Annotated in this window: 13 protein-coding genes; 4 read left to right on the forward strand and 9 right to left on the reverse strand. The window is 64.0% G+C overall.

The window, feature by feature from the left end:
- Nucleotides 1-45 precede the first annotated feature (45 nt).
- Genes OKW35_RS17905 through OKW35_RS17930 form a run of 6 tightly spaced genes read right to left on the reverse strand, consistent with a single transcriptional unit; the run spans nt 46 to nt 5,984 of the window.
- Nucleotides 46-1,119 (reverse strand): ImpA family type VI secretion system protein, encoded by a 1,074-nt coding sequence (locus OKW35_RS17905; RefSeq protein WP_429552737.1) that lies wholly within the window; start codon nt 1,117-1,119, stop codon nt 46-48.
- Nucleotides 1,116-2,183, reverse strand: coding sequence for a type VI secretion system baseplate subunit TssG (tssG, locus tag OKW35_RS17910; RefSeq protein WP_429355274.1), 1,068 nt, complete (start codon nt 2,181-2,183; stop codon nt 1,116-1,118). Before tssG ends, OKW35_RS17905 begins: the two co-directional genes overlap by 4 nt.
- 2 nt (nt 2,184-2,185) lie before the next feature.
- Nucleotides 2,186-4,066, reverse strand: a complete 1,881-nt coding sequence (gene tssF, locus OKW35_RS17915) for a type VI secretion system baseplate subunit TssF (RefSeq protein ID WP_429552738.1) — start codon at nt 4,064-4,066, stop codon at nt 2,186-2,188.
- A 1-nt stretch (nt 4,067) separates the two neighbouring features.
- The gene (gene tssE, locus OKW35_RS17920; RefSeq protein WP_184061782.1) at nt 4,068-4,586 is read right to left on the reverse strand and encodes a type VI secretion system baseplate subunit TssE; all 519 of its coding nucleotides are present in this window, start codon (nt 4,584-4,586) and stop codon (nt 4,068-4,070) included.
- Nucleotides 4,583-5,419: a type VI secretion system accessory protein TagJ gene (locus OKW35_RS17925; protein ID WP_429552739.1), complete on the reverse strand. Its 837-nt coding sequence runs from the start codon at nt 5,417-5,419 to the stop codon at nt 4,583-4,585. The genes tssE and OKW35_RS17925 overlap by 4 nt, the downstream gene beginning before the upstream one ends.
- Nucleotides 5,403-5,984, reverse strand: coding sequence for a TagK domain-containing protein (locus OKW35_RS17930; RefSeq protein WP_429552740.1), 582 nt, complete (start codon nt 5,982-5,984; stop codon nt 5,403-5,405). The genes OKW35_RS17925 and OKW35_RS17930 overlap by 17 nt, the downstream gene beginning before the upstream one ends.
- Before the next feature lie 654 nt (nt 5,985-6,638).
- Here OKW35_RS17930 and tssH point away from each other — a divergent pair.
- Nucleotides 6,639-9,332: a type VI secretion system ATPase TssH gene (tssH, locus tag OKW35_RS17935; protein ID WP_429552741.1), complete on the forward strand. Its 2,694-nt coding sequence runs from the start codon at nt 6,639-6,641 to the stop codon at nt 9,330-9,332.
- An 84-nt stretch (nt 9,333-9,416) separates the two neighbouring features.
- Here the strand turns inward: tssH and OKW35_RS17940 are convergent, their stop codons facing one another.
- Complete coding sequence (locus OKW35_RS17940; RefSeq protein WP_143037291.1) at nt 9,417-9,635, reverse strand: hypothetical protein; 219 nt, start codon at nt 9,633-9,635, stop codon at nt 9,417-9,419.
- Between the two features lie 245 nt (nt 9,636-9,880).
- Between OKW35_RS17940 and OKW35_RS17945 the strand changes: the two genes are divergently transcribed.
- The gene (locus OKW35_RS17945; RefSeq protein ID WP_184045085.1) at nt 9,881-10,264 is read left to right on the forward strand and encodes an SHOCT domain-containing protein; all 384 of its coding nucleotides are present in this window, start codon (nt 9,881-9,883) and stop codon (nt 10,262-10,264) included.
- 106 nt (nt 10,265-10,370) lie between these two features.
- Nucleotides 10,371-10,925 carry a hypothetical protein gene (locus OKW35_RS17950; RefSeq protein WP_429402012.1) on the forward strand — a complete coding sequence of 185 codons (555 nt, stop codon included), beginning with the start codon at nt 10,371-10,373 and terminating at the stop codon, nt 10,923-10,925.
- Nucleotides 10,926-10,948: 23 nt separating this feature from the next.
- Here OKW35_RS17950 and OKW35_RS17955 read toward each other — a convergent pair whose 3' ends face one another.
- The gene (locus tag OKW35_RS17955; protein WP_429552742.1) at nt 10,949-12,535 is read right to left on the reverse strand and encodes a phospholipase D family protein; all 1,587 of its coding nucleotides are present in this window, start codon (nt 12,533-12,535) and stop codon (nt 10,949-10,951) included.
- Between the two features lie 380 nt (nt 12,536-12,915).
- On the opposite strand from OKW35_RS17955, the gene OKW35_RS17960 reads away from it, so the two are divergent.
- The gene (locus OKW35_RS17960; RefSeq protein ID WP_187616462.1) at nt 12,916-13,704 is read left to right on the forward strand and encodes a hypothetical protein; all 789 of its coding nucleotides are present in this window, start codon (nt 12,916-12,918) and stop codon (nt 13,702-13,704) included.
- Between the two features lie 39 nt (nt 13,705-13,743).
- On the opposite strand, the gene OKW35_RS17965 is transcribed toward OKW35_RS17960, so the two are convergent.
- A complete protein-coding gene (locus OKW35_RS17965) occupies nt 13,744-15,021 on the reverse strand; it encodes a hypothetical protein (RefSeq protein WP_429355173.1) in 1,278 nt (425 codons plus the stop codon).
- Between the last annotated feature and the right edge of the window lie 290 nt (nt 15,022-15,311).

Here is a 15,311-nt window from a genome sequence, read left to right on the forward strand (position 1 = left end):
GAATGGGCTGACAGTGGGGAAAGTCGCACATGCGCGCACATCGCCTCAACTGTCGGCTACGTCCCATTTAGCGAGTAAATCGGCGGGAATGATATGGGCGAGTTCTGAAAACCGTTTGCCCACCATTCGTTCCGATTGGCGCAGCAAAACAATGACAGGACTGCTCGGTTCGTTTTGCTCGAACCACATGCGTGTTTCCTGAATGGCTGCGAGCGCGCTCCAGCGATCCATTGGAGAAGGCGCAGTGATTGGCAGATCGGTCGGCGCGTCGGACTGCGGTAGCGTCGCCGCAGCCACGATCGCCGACGCCGATCCACGCACGCTGTCGTTGTCCTGCTTGTTGTCCTGCTCGTTGACGGCTCGGGCGGGCGCTGGCGCGGACCCGCCGCCGCCCACCCGATGCTGCGCGAATGGCTCCAGCGCTCGGGACAACGCGCCGAGATCGGGCGCGTCGGCGTCGAGCATCTCATCGCACCATGCGCCAATGTGCTGCGTCAGACACTGCGCTTCGACCAGTGCGGCCATTGCCGCGTCGCGTCGGCCCCACAATTCCTTGAGCAACCGGGCGACGGATTCAGGGGCGAGCGCGTCCTTCTGGCGCGGCGTCGCGAATGATTTTTCGATATCGCGCAAATGCAGTTGAAGCCCCGCGGCCCTCGGCATCGGGATGTCGCGCGCATCAGCCAGCGTGCCATCCGGTTCGACGAGTCCGCCGATCGCGTTGGCGAACATCGCCGGGTCTCGCTCGCCTTCGAACACGGGCAGCGGGTGGAGCGCTTCGCCATAGCATTCGAGCATCGCCATCAGCAATGCCAGTCCGTCGCGCAGGCCAGCCGCGCCGTCGAGCCGGGTTCGGCAACGCAGCAGGATCACCGCGAGGCGGATGTCTTTTGTCCGCAGCAGCAGCGCGCGGCAGTCGCGTTCAATGTCGGCCCAATTGGCCGTTGGCGGCACGTCGACGAAGTCGCCGTACTGCGCTTCGGCGCGTGGGGCCGCGGCCGCCTGCAGCATCACGAAGGCCGGATCGTATTCGAGATCGGGACCGCAAGGCGCGTGTGCGGAGACCGGTTCGAGCAGATCGGCGTAGCGCAGCACGACGGCGGGAGTGTTGGCGTTCATGCGAGGGAACTCCGGGGTCGGTCGTTGTACTGTTCAGGTTCGAAAACCATGCCGACGACCGGCAGGTCGTCGAGGGAATCACCGAGCCACGTCGAGTAGCCGAGTCTCTGCGACGTGCCGATGCAGGCGGGTGGCGCCGCGCGGGGGTTGACGAGCAGCTTGACCTCCCACGCGTATTCGTGGCCGACGAAGGCTCGCACCCATTCGACGAACGTCGGCAAGTCCTCGCCGTGCGGCGTGAGGCGCAAATACTGATCGAGGTCGAGCGGACCCACGACGAGCCGGAACTTGTGTTGCCGGTCGGGAATTGCCTCGCCGAGTTGGGCGCATTCACCGATGATCGCCGCGGGCCCCGGCACCCCGAGCCTCGTATGTTCCGATGCGCACAGATGGATCCAGTGCGGCACGAATTCTTCGATCGTCATCGGAACACCGAAGTAATGCGAGAGCGTCGCCGCGATGCCGTGCGGAGTCCGCGCCTCGCGCACGAGGTGCGCCGCCGCGCTGTAGCGCGAGTGCGTGGGCAGACAGGACCGCTCCGCCTCGGCCGGGTCGACACCGATCAGACTGGCGACGTAGAACGAAAACGTTTCGTCGCCGGCACGGTCGAGCGACGCGGTGGCTTGCCCCGATGCCCACGCGCGATAAAACTGCGACAGCGCGCGGTGATGGAACAGGTCGACCAGCCCGACGAGCGCATGATCCTGGTGGCTTTCCACACGACTGTGAGCCAGCTCCGTCATATGCAGCGGCAGCGGCCCCTGCGGCCCCCACAGGCCGAGCCCGAACAGCCGCACGTCGAGGCGACCGTCTCGCATGCCGAGCGACGCGATTTCGCGTGGCGCAAACGCCAGAGTGGGTTGCTGACCGATCCGGAACGGCTCTTCTTGCGGCAGACTCGCGGTGCCCGGCAACGGCATCAGCGGATTGCGCGCGGCGATAGCCCGCAGCAGGCTCAGGAAGCCGGACTGCCACGGCGTGTCCGGATCGAACCACGCGTCGAGCGATTGCGGATCGAGCGATGATCGCGTTGGCGCGACGGCGCTCGCCATTGCCCCATCCATGCTCATACCGCTCCGCGTCCGCCCATGCGTGGCCGCCATTGGGCGATCAGGCCACGTTGCATCGAACGAAGTTCGGTTTCGGTGAACACGTTGATCGAGACGTGGCGCGCGAGGTAATGCTCGAGCACGAGGCCGAGCAGATACGGGCTGATGCCTGAGAAGCCGGTTTCGTCGACCGTCAGTTCGCAGCGCACGCCACGCCCATACACGAGTAGTCCGTCGCCCGGCAGACGCCGGACCACCGGTTCAGTGCGTGCGCCGACGAGTGCCTCGATCTGCCGTGCCTGTTCGCGCTCGCCTGGGGCGATGAAGAGGCCGAGCATGTTGCGCAGCGCCTGGCCGCCGTCGCCGTGGTCGAGTTCGGCGAGCGGCATGTAGTTGAAGCTCAGCTGCCTGATCAGACGCCACGCCGTTTCACCGCTCGCGTACGGCGCGCGCGGCGCGCTCGGTGCATGCACGAGGCGCACGCCCTCGATCGGCACGGAGTCCGACATCGTGAGGTCGGTTTTGCCGTTACGCGGGATCAGGCGCGGCAGGTCACGGTTCGTGACCCACGCTTCGACCGACAGGTAGCGGATGTCGTCAGCGTACGGCGCCTCCGCCTGATCGACGAGCGACACGTAGACCTCGGTCCCGATATACGGCGTACGGGTGCCGTACTTGCGTGCATTGGCCGACAGCGCGCGCTGCTCACGGCGCACCGAAAAATAGCGGCCGTGGTTGCCCACGTCGCTATGCAGCGTCTGATAAAGCGGATTGAACTCGACTTCGAGCGATGTTTGCGCTCGCTGACCGAATACGCGCGACACCGAAAAAATCTCGTAGTCGAGCGGCCGGGTGCGGTCGGCGAGCAAATGAAAATCGGTTTGCGCGCGATTGATTTCGACGCGGTCGGTGCGCTTGCGAAACAGGTTGATGACCGGCGTACAGAACAGCAGGAAACGCGCTGCGTCGACGTGCGCGGCCAGCTCTTCCGGCAGGCGGTCGAGCAGCAGCACGACCTCGGCCTCCTTGCTGTCCACGCGCGCGAGACCCGCCGCGAGCTGCGTCAGCGCAAAGAAATAGAAGCGCTGGCGGCATGCGAAGTATTCCTGAAGCAGGTTGTGGCCGTGAAACGTATTCCACGTGAGCGGCAGCAGACCCTGTTGCGCTTGCAGACCTTCAAATTCGACCGGTGTTTTCGCGACCACGTGCCCTTCGTCTCTCGACGCGCCGTACGCGCGCACGACGGAGGCGACGCTACCGGCGTGGATCAGCTCGAACAGATGCGAAGCGATACGTTCGTCGCCACCGATGTAAATGGGCAGCCGGTCGAAGTCTGTCATCTGGTTGAACTTCACTTCGCCTGTTGTGCGCAGGCGCAGCCGTAACGCGCCGCGCAATTGCAGGTGCGGCAACAGATGGCGATCGGTGTCGGGGATATCCGGCGGCACGGCGCTGAGCCGGGCTTCAGCGATCTCGATAGGCCATAGCGTGACGTCCTGGCTGCTGCGGAATTCGCACGCGGTTTGCTCGCCGGGCGGGATCGCCGAGCGCAGCATGCTTTGCCGGGGCACCTTCAGCCCTCTCGTGAAATCGCCTTCGCGCAGGCTCGGACGCAACTGCGCGACGGCGATCGACGGCGTCGGCGCGACATAGTTCGGATAGACCACTTCGAGCAGGCGCTGCGTAAAGCGCGGAAATTCGGCGTCGAGTTTGATCTGCGTGCGCGCCGACATGAAGCAAAACGCCTCGATGAGCCGCTCCACGTAGGGGTCGGCAACGTCGATGCCCTCCATGCCAAGGCGGCGCGCGATTTTCGGGTGCTGGGCGGCGAACTCGCCGGCCATTTCCCGCATGTAGGTCAGTTCGCGGCTGTAGTAGTCGAGAAATCGTGGGTCCATGTCAACTTCCCTTGCCGGAGCCCAGCTCGAACGTGACGTGATTCATTTCGATGTCGAATGCACTCTGGATGCGAAATTCCAGTGGATAGGGCGACCAGCGCATGAGGCCATGAATCTCGAACGCGAGCTGGTTGTAGCGTACCGGGTTCTTGCTATTGAGCGGCCGGATGCGCAGCGACTCCGGAATCAGCCGCGGCTCGAAGCGAACGATCGCGTTGCGGACCGTCTTCTCGACGGTTTCCCAGTTGCGACTGGTGAGGTAGCTGCCGGACAACGCGGGAATGCCGTAATTGACGACCGACGCGGCTAGCATGGGGTAGCGCGCGATGTCCATTTCGTCGTCCAGGTTCGTCGTGTTGAGCAGCAGGCCGAGATCACGCTGGATGATGCGGCGCATGCCTTCGCTATTGGGCGCATAGGCCTCCGGCCGCTCGCTGCGCCGCGCGGGCGCATCGTCGAGCAGGCGGTCGATCAGCGACGGCATGTAGGCTTGCCGGTGTCGCGCGTCAGACGTGGTCATACGTGCTCGTCGTGATTGAACCGGCATTCGCCGATGTCGAGCAGGCCGACGTCGCCCTTGTCGGTGCTCCAGGTTTTCTGGCCGAGCGCGATCACGCCGGTTTCCCCTACGTCTTTCCAGGTTGTTTCGCGCGAGAGCCGGGTGGCGGCGGGACCACTTTCCGAGCCGGGATAGCGCACCGGCAGGTAGCCGCGCAGGATAGTCGCGTCGCGTAGGCCCACGACGGCCGAGCGCCAGACGAGGTCGGCCAGCGCGGTGACCGGACCGAGTGTCAGCGATTTCATCGAGTCGAACGGCACCCAGCGATACCCGCCCGCTACGGTCAGCTCACACACGGGGCCCAGCCGGCTATCGCTATCGGTCAGCCACTCGAATGCGCCGATCTGCGTGCTGTCGCCGCGCGTGGCCGGCGCGGCGTTCAACGCGACGCCGCGCAGTTCGTCGGCGGCGGCGAGGTTGCCCTCGCCCAGCTTGACGTTGGCTTGCAGCAGCGATTTCACCCACTCGGGCAGCGGATCGATCTCGCCCGGCGCGCGCTGACCCGCGAACACCTCGGCGCGGAACATCTCGCTGCGAATCAGCCCGCGATACATCTGGGCGCGCGATGTGCCTTCCGGCTCTAGCGTGGCCCAGGTTTGCAGCTGTTGTAACGCGCGTTTCCATTCGCCGTCGAGGCACAACAGCTCGAACAACAGCCAGCGTTCGCGCACGTTCGACGGATGCTTGCGCACGTTGTCGATGGTTTGCTCCTTGAGTTCGCAGTAAGTCTGCGCGTCGAGCAGGCTGCGAAGTGTTGGCGTGTCCGACTTGGGCAGGTCAGCGGTTATTTTCATCTGAAAATTCAGGCTCTTCGTATTCGATCGATTCAGGCATGGCGATGTGGCTGTCCATACTGATCATGTGATGTTCTTCGCGCGCAAGCTGCGCGGTTCTGCTCGCACGGTGCGCGGGAATTCCGCGCGGCGCGAGCAGCGCGAGGATCTCGTGCGTTTCGTCCGACTCGAAAATCTGCCCGGCACTGAACGAGTCAAGGCTATCGAGCAGGGTGTCGATGTTCTTCCCCTTCGTCAGCAGGTCGAACACCGACGCTCCAGCACGCGACGGATCGACAAGCTCGGCGAACGGGTCGTGAGGTGAGCCGATGATCGACCCGCCGTGATCTTCGGCCGACGCCTTGGGCTCGTGCGCATTGCCGCTCTTCTGGCTCAACAGCGCGTGACGATATTCCAGCGTGAGCGCGGCGAGCGGGTCCGCTGCGTCGATGTCGGCTGCCAGAAGCTTTGCCATGCCGTCGTGTGCGCCGGGTTCCGCTGGATTCGGTTCGCGCCGCAACTGCAGCGGATCGTTATCGTCCTCTTCGGCGAGTGCGATCAGGTCGCTGAAGTCATCCGGCTGCATGAGCACGGGCTCGATCCGGTCCGCCGGAGAATTCACGCTCGACGGTGGTGCCTGGACAAAGTCTCCGGACGCATTCGCTATTTCGAGAGGCGGGTTCCGTAATAAATCGGGCATAGGCTGAAGGTCGGTATGCGCGCTCGGCCTAGCGCGAGGCGAACACTCCACGCCGGCGTGACTGTTCTCGCCTACGAAGGCCCACTGGCTTGCCTCACTCATTTCCGACCGATCGATTCGCGAAACGGTTGGAGCGAGCCGGAAAGACTGGATCGTTCGTGCGAAGGTCCTGAGCGCGCTTGCTTCGAAGGGCGAATGGTCCCAGCGAGCGTGATATCCAGTCATGGCCTGACCCGTATGCAACGGCGAATGAGATTTGCCTGGAAAGCGCGCATTTGTAAAAACTCTCTCGCCGCAGAAATAAAAAAAAGGATCACCAACTGAAAATGCGGGTTGGCGCGTGGAAGATATGAATGCTACTTCGCGCTCCTCGAGTGGAATATGGGCGACGGCCCAAATACACGCAGCGATCGACCGGCTATCCTTTGTCGTTCGATCAGTCTGGCCGGCGCGCTTTGTCGGATACCTGCCCGCGGAGCGCGGGATGCCGACGCGAGGCCACGCCTTTCCGCTACAAACATCTTTACCTGCAACGTCATCATGTCCATTTCACGCCACGCGTTGTTCGGCAAGCTCGGCGCAACGCTCTTCAGGAGCATCGAATCCGCAACGGCGTTTTCCAAGCTGCGCGGCAACCCGTATATCGAGCTCGCGCACTGGCTGCACCAGTTGCTCGCGCAGTCCGATAGCGACCTGCACCGCATCGTCAGACACTGCGGCATCAGCCGCGAACTGCTCGAGCGGGACCTGCAGACCGCGCTTGCCGCGCTGCCGTCAGGCGCGAGCGCGCTCACGGATTTTTCGCATCACGTCGAGACGGCAATCGAGCGCGCGTGGGTGGTCGCGACGCTGGCATTCGGCGACGGTCGGATCCGCGGCGCATGGCTGATGGCGGCGCTTGTCGAGACGCCTGAGTTGCGGCGCTTGCTGCTGGCCATTTCGCCGGAGTTCGGCAAGATTGCCGTCGACGGCCTTCACGATGCGTTGCCGGCGTGGATTGCCGGCTCCCCCGAAGCGGAGGACACCCCGTACGACCAGAGTGACTTTTCGTCGGCGGTGCCGGGCGAGGCGTCCGGTGCGCTCGCTGCATCGGTGAAGGGCGCGGCACTCGCGCAGTTTTGCGCGGATCTGACCGCACGCGCGCGCGCCGGTGAAATCGATCCGGTGGTTGGGCGCGAAGTCGAGATTCGCACGATGATCGACGTGCTGTTGCGCCGGCGTCAGAACAATCCGTTGCTGACCGGCGACGCCGGGGTTGGCAAGACGGCGGTGGTCGAAGGCCTCGCGCGCGCGATCGCGGCCGGCGAAGTCCCGCCGAAACTTGCCGACGTGCGGCTGTTGAGCCTCGACGTCGGTGCGCTGCTTGCCGGCGCGAGCATGAAGGGCGAGTTCGAGGCCAGGCTGAAGTCGGTACTCGAGGAGGCGGCAAAGTCGTCGGCGCCGGTCGTGCTGTTCGTCGATGAGATTCACACGCTGGTCGGCGCCGGCGGCCAGGCCGGCACCGGCGACGCGGCGAACCTGCTGAAACCGGCGCTCGCCCGCGGCACGTTGCGCACGATCGGCGCGACGACGTGGGCCGAGTACAAGCGGCACATCGAGAAAGACCCGGCGCTCACGCGGCGCTTTCAGGTGCTGCAGATCGCCGAGCCCGAGGAGCCGTCCGCGATCGATATGGTCCGCGGACTCGCGCGCACGCTCGCGAGCCATCATGGCGTCGTGGTTCTCGACGAAGCGATTCGCGCAGCCGTGACACTGTCACATCGCTACATCCCGTCGCGTCAGTTGCCGGACAAGGCGATCAGCCTGCTCGACACCGCCTGCGCGCGCGTCGCGCTATCGCAGCATGCGCCGCCGCGCGAATTGCAGCGGATACGCGAGCGCTTGCAAGCCGCGCGCGTCGAAGCCGAGCTGCTCGGTAACGAGGTGCGCATCGGGCTCGGCAGCGAGGCTGCGCTGGCCGACGTCAAGGCGACCATCGCGACGCTCGAGCTCGAGGAACGTGTTGTCGAAGCCGCCTGGCAGGCCCAGTCCGATGTGGCGAAGGCGCTGGCGCACGCGCGCGAGGTCGAAAGCGAGCGCGCCGCCGCAGCCGGACCTGAGGCCGAAGTGCGCGATCGCGCGGCGACCGCGCTGGAAACGTTGCGCGAGCTGGAGCGGACGTTATCGAACCTGCAGGCGGATACGCCATTCGTGTTCCCGGAAGTCGGCGAAGCGATCGTCGCCGACATCGTCTCTGACTGGACCGGTATTCCAGTCGGACGCATGATCACCGATGAGGTCAGCGCCGTTCAGGTGCTGCCCGCCACGCTGGCGGCGCGCGTGATCGGCCAGCACGACGCGTTGCAGCAGATCGGCGAGCGCGTGCAGACGGCGCGCGCCGGGCTCGCGGACCCGCGCAAGCCACTCGGCGTCTTCCTGCTCGCGGGGCCGTCCGGCGTCGGCAAGACGGAAACCGCGCTCGCATTGGCGGAGGCGCTCTATGGCGGCGAGCAGAACCTCATCACGATCAACATGAGCGAGTACCAGGAGGCGCATACGGTCTCGGGACTCAAGGGCGCGCCGCCTGGCTACGTCGGGTACGGCGATGGCGGCGTGCTGACCGAAGCGGTGCGCCGACGTCCGTACTCGGTCGTGTTGCTCGACGAGATTGAAAAGGCGCACGGCGACGTGCACGAAATGTTCTACCAGGTCCTGGACAAGGGCTACATGGAAGACGGCGATGGTCGCTATATCGATTTCCGCAATACGACCATCCTGATGACCAGCAATGTCGGCTCCGATCTGAGCGCGAGCCTATGCGCGGACGAAATGCTTGCGCCGGACTTTGACGGTCTGCGTTCCGCGCTTTCGACGGAATTGCTGAAGGCGTTTCCGGCCGCCTTCCTCGGACGCGTGACGCTGGTGCCATATCGTCCGCTGGGCTCGGATTCGCTCGCGCGGATCGTGCGTTTGCATCTCGATCGAGTCGTTCGGCGGATGGCGGACAACCACCGCATCGCGCTGAGTTATGCGGCGGAGGTGGTCGACTACATCGTCGGGCGCTGCCTCGTGCAGGAGACCGGTGCGCGTCTTTTGATCGGCTTCATCGAACAGCACGTGCTGCCGCGCCTCGCCCGGCAGTGGCTCGATGCGTTTGCAGCGAAAAGCGCGCTCACGCATATGACGATCGAGGTGAGCGATCCGGCCGCGGCGCCTGTTGAAGCGCTCGTGGTTCGGTCGTCCTGCCAAGTGTAGTCGGCTTCGCACTCGGTGACCTGCATCGCGAATGACGAGTCGCGTTGATCGTGCAGCGGCGTGACGAGGCGCATAGCCGGCCGGTCAGGGGCTGCATGGATGCTTCGCAAACGTCTCTTTTGGCATTTTTTTTGCCGGGCAAAAGCGCTGGTTTTTTGACATCATTTTCACATATGCATGTTCAATGCCACGCGGCATGATCGCCACACCACCAGAAATCGTCAATCGAACGGAATCCTTAAAAATTGCTCGCGTTACACGATCGGGATAAGCTATAAAGACAAAAAGATCCGCATCATGCATTTGCGGCGCCCGAAGTGAGGAGCACAAATGAAAGACGTGACGAACAGCGGGTTTGCGGCTTTAAACGAGCCATTGAAACTCATGCATGTCTTTCATACAGTATGAATGCGCGTGCGAATCGACATGCGGTCATGGTAGGTTTTCGGCGCTGCCGTGCTGATCGTATGCGTCATCCATAGCGGGGCAACAATAGGTCGAAATCCGTTAAGCCGTTCAATTGCAACCGGAATGACTGGAGAACAACAATGCTTTTCTTTAATGATGGTTTCACATTCCCGAATTTTCTGGCCGACGTTTTCTCCATCTTCATCTTTATCCTGTGGTTCTGGCTGTTGATCACGGTGTCGAGCGACCTGTTCCGCCGCCATGACGTGTCCGGATGGGGCAAGGTTCTGTGGGTGATTTTTCTCATCATCCTGCCGTATATCGGCATCTTCGCGTATCTGCTCACGCAGCATCGCGGCATGGCGGAACGCGATCAGGCGCGGGCCAAGCAGGTGCGCGAAGATCTGCGCAATGTGGTGGGCTTCAGTGTCGCCGACGAAATCGAGAAGCTCGACAAGCTGAAAGCGTCCGGTTCGATTTCCGGGGAAGAGCACTCGCGTCTGCGCGCGAAGCTCGTGCAGTAAGCGTCGGTTACCTGACTGCAGCCATGGGCGAGCGGGCGCGTGGTCCGTGTCGCCTCGGCTTTTGCGCGGCGAAGGATCGTGCGATCGAACGTAACGGGAGGAACCCTTGCTTACCCGCCTCGCCCACGTTCGGAACGCTGCCGCGCGAACCGCGCGCGTGCCGCTGGCATTGCGCCGCGCCGCGCTCACGTGCGCGACGGCGTTGATGCTCGCGGCTTGCGCGCAACCGTGGCAGCAATTCCAGGCGGGTCAGGATCAAGCGGCGATCGTCGCCCGCATGGGTCCGCCGCGCGAAGTCTATGACTTGCCGGGGGGCGGCCGCCGACTGATGTGGCCGACCCAGCCGATGGGCTCGACCACCGTCGCCGCCGATATCGACGCTTCAGGCAAGATCGTGAACGTGCGTCAGGTCTTGCAGTTGAGCGAATTCAATCGCGCGGAAATCGGCAAATGGACGCGCGACGATGTGCTGATCAATTTCGGCCGCCCCGTGCAAACGCAGTTCTTCCGGCTCTCGCAACGCGAAGTCTGGTCATACCGTTATATCGAAAGCAACATCCACCACATGTTGTTCAATTTCGCGTTCGACACCAACGGCGTGTTGCGCGAGACGCAGCGCACGCCCGATCCCGTGCGAGATCGCGATTTGCGACGATTCTGAACTGTGAGCTATAGCAGCGACTGCTATAGCAGCGACTCAATTGGCATAATCGACAGCATCCAAACACCGAGCCGTGCGTACCACGTCGTATTCGGTTCGGTGTCGTGGCGGGTTTCGACGTCGCCGTTGGTTTCGATCCAGTACAGCTTGCCGTTTTTGTCGAGATGCACCGCGTACGCGACGCTCGGCAGTAGCGCGAGAAACTTGCGATCGACCCGCGTCGCGAGTTCGGTGCTGTCGATGACGAGTCCAAGCTCGGTATTCAGATGCGCGGAGCGCGGATCGAAGTTGAACGAACCGACGAAGACCCGCTGGGAGTCCACGATGAAAGTCTTCGCATGCAAGCTCGACCCGGAGCTGCCGAACGGCCCCGGCGACTGTTCTTTCTTGTAGGTGGCGCCCGCCACGCGCCGCAATTCATACAGGTGCACGCCGTTTTGCAGCAACTCGACGCGCCGCCTCATATAGCCCGAATGCACGGCGACGACATCGGTCGCTTCGAGCGCGTTCGTCAACACCCGCACGTCGACGCCCTGGGCGGCGAGCCCGCTCAGATACTGCGTGCCCGTGTTTGCCGGCACGAAGTACGGGGAGACGAGGTCGAGCGACTTCGTCGGCTGGCCCATCACTTCGCGGAGCTGGTGGGAAATCAGCGCTTCCGGCGGCGCGTTGTTCAGGCCTTTCGCGGGGTCATCGCTGATCATCTTCGTTTTGGCCCAGTCGATCGGCAGCTTGTCGTCGAGCAGGTTCTGCACGACGCGCGGGCCGCGCAGCGCTTGCTTGTATTCAGCGGCGGCAGGATCCTGCTCGATCGCCTGCGCATTACGCTCCAGCGTGGCCAGCTCATCGACGCTCTCGTGCGGCAGAATCTTCCCGACCGGATACGCCGACGCGCTTGCCCAGTAGCGGTCGAAATCGCGCGAGACGTCGGTCGCGGCCGGTCCGACCGCGAGTACGTCGAGGTCGGCGAAGACGACGCCGTCGGTGGCATCGAAGTACTCGTCGCCGATGTTGCGGCCGCCGAGGATCGTCGCGGTGGCGTCGGCGGTCAGGGACTTGTTGTGCATGCGCCGATTGGCGCGCGAAAAGTCGGTCACGAAGCCGAGGATTTTCGGGCTGCGCACGACGAACGGGTTGAACAGGCGCACCTCGATGTTCGGATGCGCGTCGAGCGCCGCCAGTGTCGGGTCGAGCGCGGAGGCGATGCCGAGATCGTCGAGCAGCAGGCGCACCCGCACACCCCGGTCCGCCGCTTCGTGGATCTGTTCGAGCAGCAGCGTGCCGGTCAGATCGTCGCGCCAGATGTAGTACTGGATGTCGAGCGTGCGTTGCGCGGAACGGATCAGGTCCATGCGCGCGGCAAACGCGACATGCGCATCCGCCAGCGGATAAATGCCCGCCAGCCCCGCGTGCGCGGCCAGCTCGGGCGCGACCGCGCGACCGAGATCCGTGGTGGCCGCCACCGCGGGCGACAACGCATGCGACGCCTGGCGACCCTCGAGCGACGGTAACGGCGCGCAGCCGGCCAGCAGGCTTGCGCACAGCAGCGCGCACAGCGCGCCTCTCCATCGGCGATGCGGGAACGACGGGTGGTGTATCTGCGCTTGCATGGAGTCCAGGTCTTCGTTTGGGTCGCGCGAGCCGGCCGGTTCCAGAATCGGAACATCGCGTGGCGTTGCTCGACAAAGCTTCGCTCGACCGCCTGTACTGACGGTGTCGCGCGCATGCTTGCACGCAACTTGCATTGGTTGAGAAGAATACTATGAGCGCATGCCCATCGGTGCGCCGCCCGACGCTCTTGTTGCGCAAAGCGCTTTGTCCGATGATACGAGCAGGCTGCGCGAATTCGAACGGGGGCCAACCCGGCCGCGCATCGACCGCATGGTTTCCATGCAATCGAGCGTGATCCGCTCCGTGTCAGCGCAAAGGGTCATAAAGGGTCCGGTTCACGGCGCCTTCGAGCGTTTCGCCCACTGTGGAGTCGAGCAACGTGAAGATCTCCCGCTTGCTGCTTGCTAGCGTGCTGCTTTTCGTGGTGGGCACCGCGCTGCAGATGATATGGCCGCTCGCGCAGCCGGCCTCGTATCACCACTTCGCCGATCAACGCTCGCTGGGGCCGCTGCACCATGCTGCGGACGTGCTGTCGAACGTCGTCATTCTGATCGCCGGTGTGTTCTGTCTGCGTTGGGTTCGGCGCCATGCGTCCGACCAGCCGGCGCAATTTCCCGGCATGGTCGTCGCCGCGCTCGGGCTGCTCTTCACCGCGTTCGGCTCGGCTTACTACCACATGGCGCCGAACGATGCGACGCTCGTCTGGGACCGCCTGCCGATGACCATCGTGTTCGCCGGCATCCTCGCCATGCTATGGACGTCGTGGAGCGGACAGCGCGTCGGCTGGGCGCAGATGCTGATCATGGTGGTCGTGTCGCCCGCCACCGTCGGCTACTGGCTCGTGTTCAACAGCCTGTGGCCTTACGCGATTCTTCAGTTCGGCGGGCTCATGCTGATCGTCGGCCTGACGCTCACGCGCAAGGTGGACGGCGTGATCGCATGGACGCTCGTGATCGTCTTCTACGGGGTCGCGAAGATTTTCGAAAGCCTCGATTGGCAGATATGGGAGCTGACGCATCACGTGATCGCCGGCCATGCGTTGAAGCACGTGGCGAGCGGTCTCGCCGGCGCGGCGATGATTCTGGTCGCGAACGCGGCGCCGCGCTCCGTCGCGGGCATCGTGCCGCGCGGGCCGGGCGGTATCGGGCATTCGGGTACGTCGCGTTGAAGCCGCGCCATGGCGAAGTGACGCGGCCTCCGGCCGACGTCACTGCGGTTCGTACCACGAATACGTCGCCAACGTGCTTACCGGCGGCGTACCGATTTGCAGCGTGATGTCGCGCAACGACGTCAGCTCGATACTGCGCAAGTCGCCCATATAGCGGCGCGAATCGCCGTTGTCGTTGATATACGCGACCACGTCGCCCATGATGCCCGCGACGTTCGTGTTCGTCAGCGGCTCGCCCCAGATATCGAAGAACTCGCCGAGCGTATAGGTCTTGAGGTTCGGCGCTTCGATATGGATGATGCCGGTGTTGTCGTGCGTATGCATCTCATACGTGCATTGCGACAGGATGCCGACGTTCATCGGCAACGCGAGCCACTGCCCGTCCTTGATGATCGCTAGGTGCGCGTGCACGTGGTACAGCACGCTCATGTCCGGCGCGCAGGTCAGGCCGTCGACCGGCGTGCCGGTGCCGCCCGTCGAGGTCGTGCCGTTCGGCCAGAACGACGAGCCGACCACGCCTCCGAAGACGAGCGTGATCGGGTTCGGGTCGAACGGCGGCGGATCGGTCCAGGTGTAGGTGGGCACTTGGGTGACAGGCGTGCCGACCATGACCGTGATTTCGGTGTGCGGCTTCAGCACGAGGCTCGCGGGGTCGCCCGTATATTGCGTGAGCGTGCCGCCGTCGTTCACGTAGATCGCGATTGGCGAGGCGGTCAATCCCGCCACGTTCGACGCACTCAGCGTCTCGCCCCAGATCGAGAAGAACTGGCCGAGCGTATAGGTCGCGCCGGTCGTCGCGTCCATATGAATCTTGCCGCTCGAATCGACCGTGTGCACCGGATATGCGCAGCCAGTCGGCGTGGTCAGGGTCGGCTCGACCATGCCGATGTTGGGTGGCAGCGTCAGCAGTTGCCCGTTCTGGTAGATCGACAGATGCGCGTATGTGTACGCGGTACTACGCAACCCGCAGTTCAGTCCGCTGACGGGCTGACCGGTTCCGCCCGAAGCCGTGACGCCCGCGGGCCAGATGGCGGCGCCGAGTGTCGTGCCGTCGATGATCGGCGTCGCGGCGGCGAGCTTCGGTGTCGTGGCGCTCGCGTCGGATGCGCTCGACGGGCTCGACGCGGGGGTCGGGCTAGATGCCGGTGTCGGACTCGACGCGGGCGCGGGACTCGATGCTGGCGTGGTCGCGCCAGCCGCGCCGTTCGAGCCGGTGCTGGCCGGGTCGGCGCCGCTGCCGCCCCCACCACCGCCACAAGCGGACAATGTCCACATCAGACCCACTGCGACGAATCGCGACCCCAGCCGTTGCAGCATCTCGTACTCCCATGTCGTGAGGTGAGAGGATGCGTGCAATCGGACATCACGCACAGATATAGCGCGGACATCGCACGGGCACGCGCGGCGCGGCTTCACTGCATGGATTCGGCCGTGCGCTGCCACCGCGTGACGCAGGCGCTCGCTTCGGATCACGTCAGGAGATCGAAACCGATTAGGGCAGCGTAGCAGATGGGTTTCACGAGCGAATCCGGCGCATCACAACGTTTCGCGACATTCTGCTGGCGCATTTGGAGGTGTCGACCCGGAGTTTGCCGGCGGAGCGATCT

Origin of the sequence: Paraburkholderia sp. MM5477-R1 (assembly GCF_050436385.1) — a bacterium.
Lineage (GTDB): Bacteria > Pseudomonadota > Gammaproteobacteria > Burkholderiales > Burkholderiaceae > Paraburkholderia > Paraburkholderia tuberum.

Bases quoted from the DNA above. Each gene is read 5' to 3' on its own strand.
- OKW35_RS17905 (WP_429552737.1), bottom strand. From the start codon at position 1,119: ATGAACGCCAACACTCCCGCCGTCGTGCTGCGCTACGCCGATCTGCTC.
- tssG (WP_429355274.1), bottom strand. From the start codon at position 2,183: ATGGATGGGGCAATGGCGAGCGCCGTCGCGCCAACGCGATCATCGCTC.
- tssF (WP_429552738.1), bottom strand. From the start codon at position 4,066: ATGGACCCACGATTTCTCGACTACTACAGCCGCGAACTGACCTACATG.
- tssE (WP_184061782.1), bottom strand. From the start codon at position 4,586: ATGACCACGTCTGACGCGCGACACCGGCAAGCCTACATGCCGTCGCTG.
- OKW35_RS17925 (WP_429552739.1), bottom strand. From the start codon at position 5,419: ATGAAAATAACCGCTGACCTGCCCAAGTCGGACACGCCAACACTTCGC.
- OKW35_RS17930 (WP_429552740.1), bottom strand. From the start codon at position 5,984: ATGCAGCCGGATGACTTCAGCGACCTGATCGCACTCGCCGAAGAGGAC.
- tssH (WP_429552741.1), top strand. From the start codon at position 6,639: ATGTCCATTTCACGCCACGCGTTGTTCGGCAAGCTCGGCGCAACGCTC.
- OKW35_RS17940 (WP_143037291.1), bottom strand. From the start codon at position 9,635: ATGCATGATGCGGATCTTTTTGTCTTTATAGCTTATCCCGATCGTGTA.
- OKW35_RS17945 (WP_184045085.1), top strand. From the start codon at position 9,881: ATGCTTTTCTTTAATGATGGTTTCACATTCCCGAATTTTCTGGCCGAC.
- OKW35_RS17955 (WP_429552742.1), bottom strand. From the start codon at position 12,535: ATGCAAGCGCAGATACACCACCCGTCGTTCCCGCATCGCCGATGGAGA.
- OKW35_RS17965 (WP_429355173.1), bottom strand. From the start codon at position 15,021: ATGCTGCAACGGCTGGGGTCGCGATTCGTCGCAGTGGGTCTGATGTGG.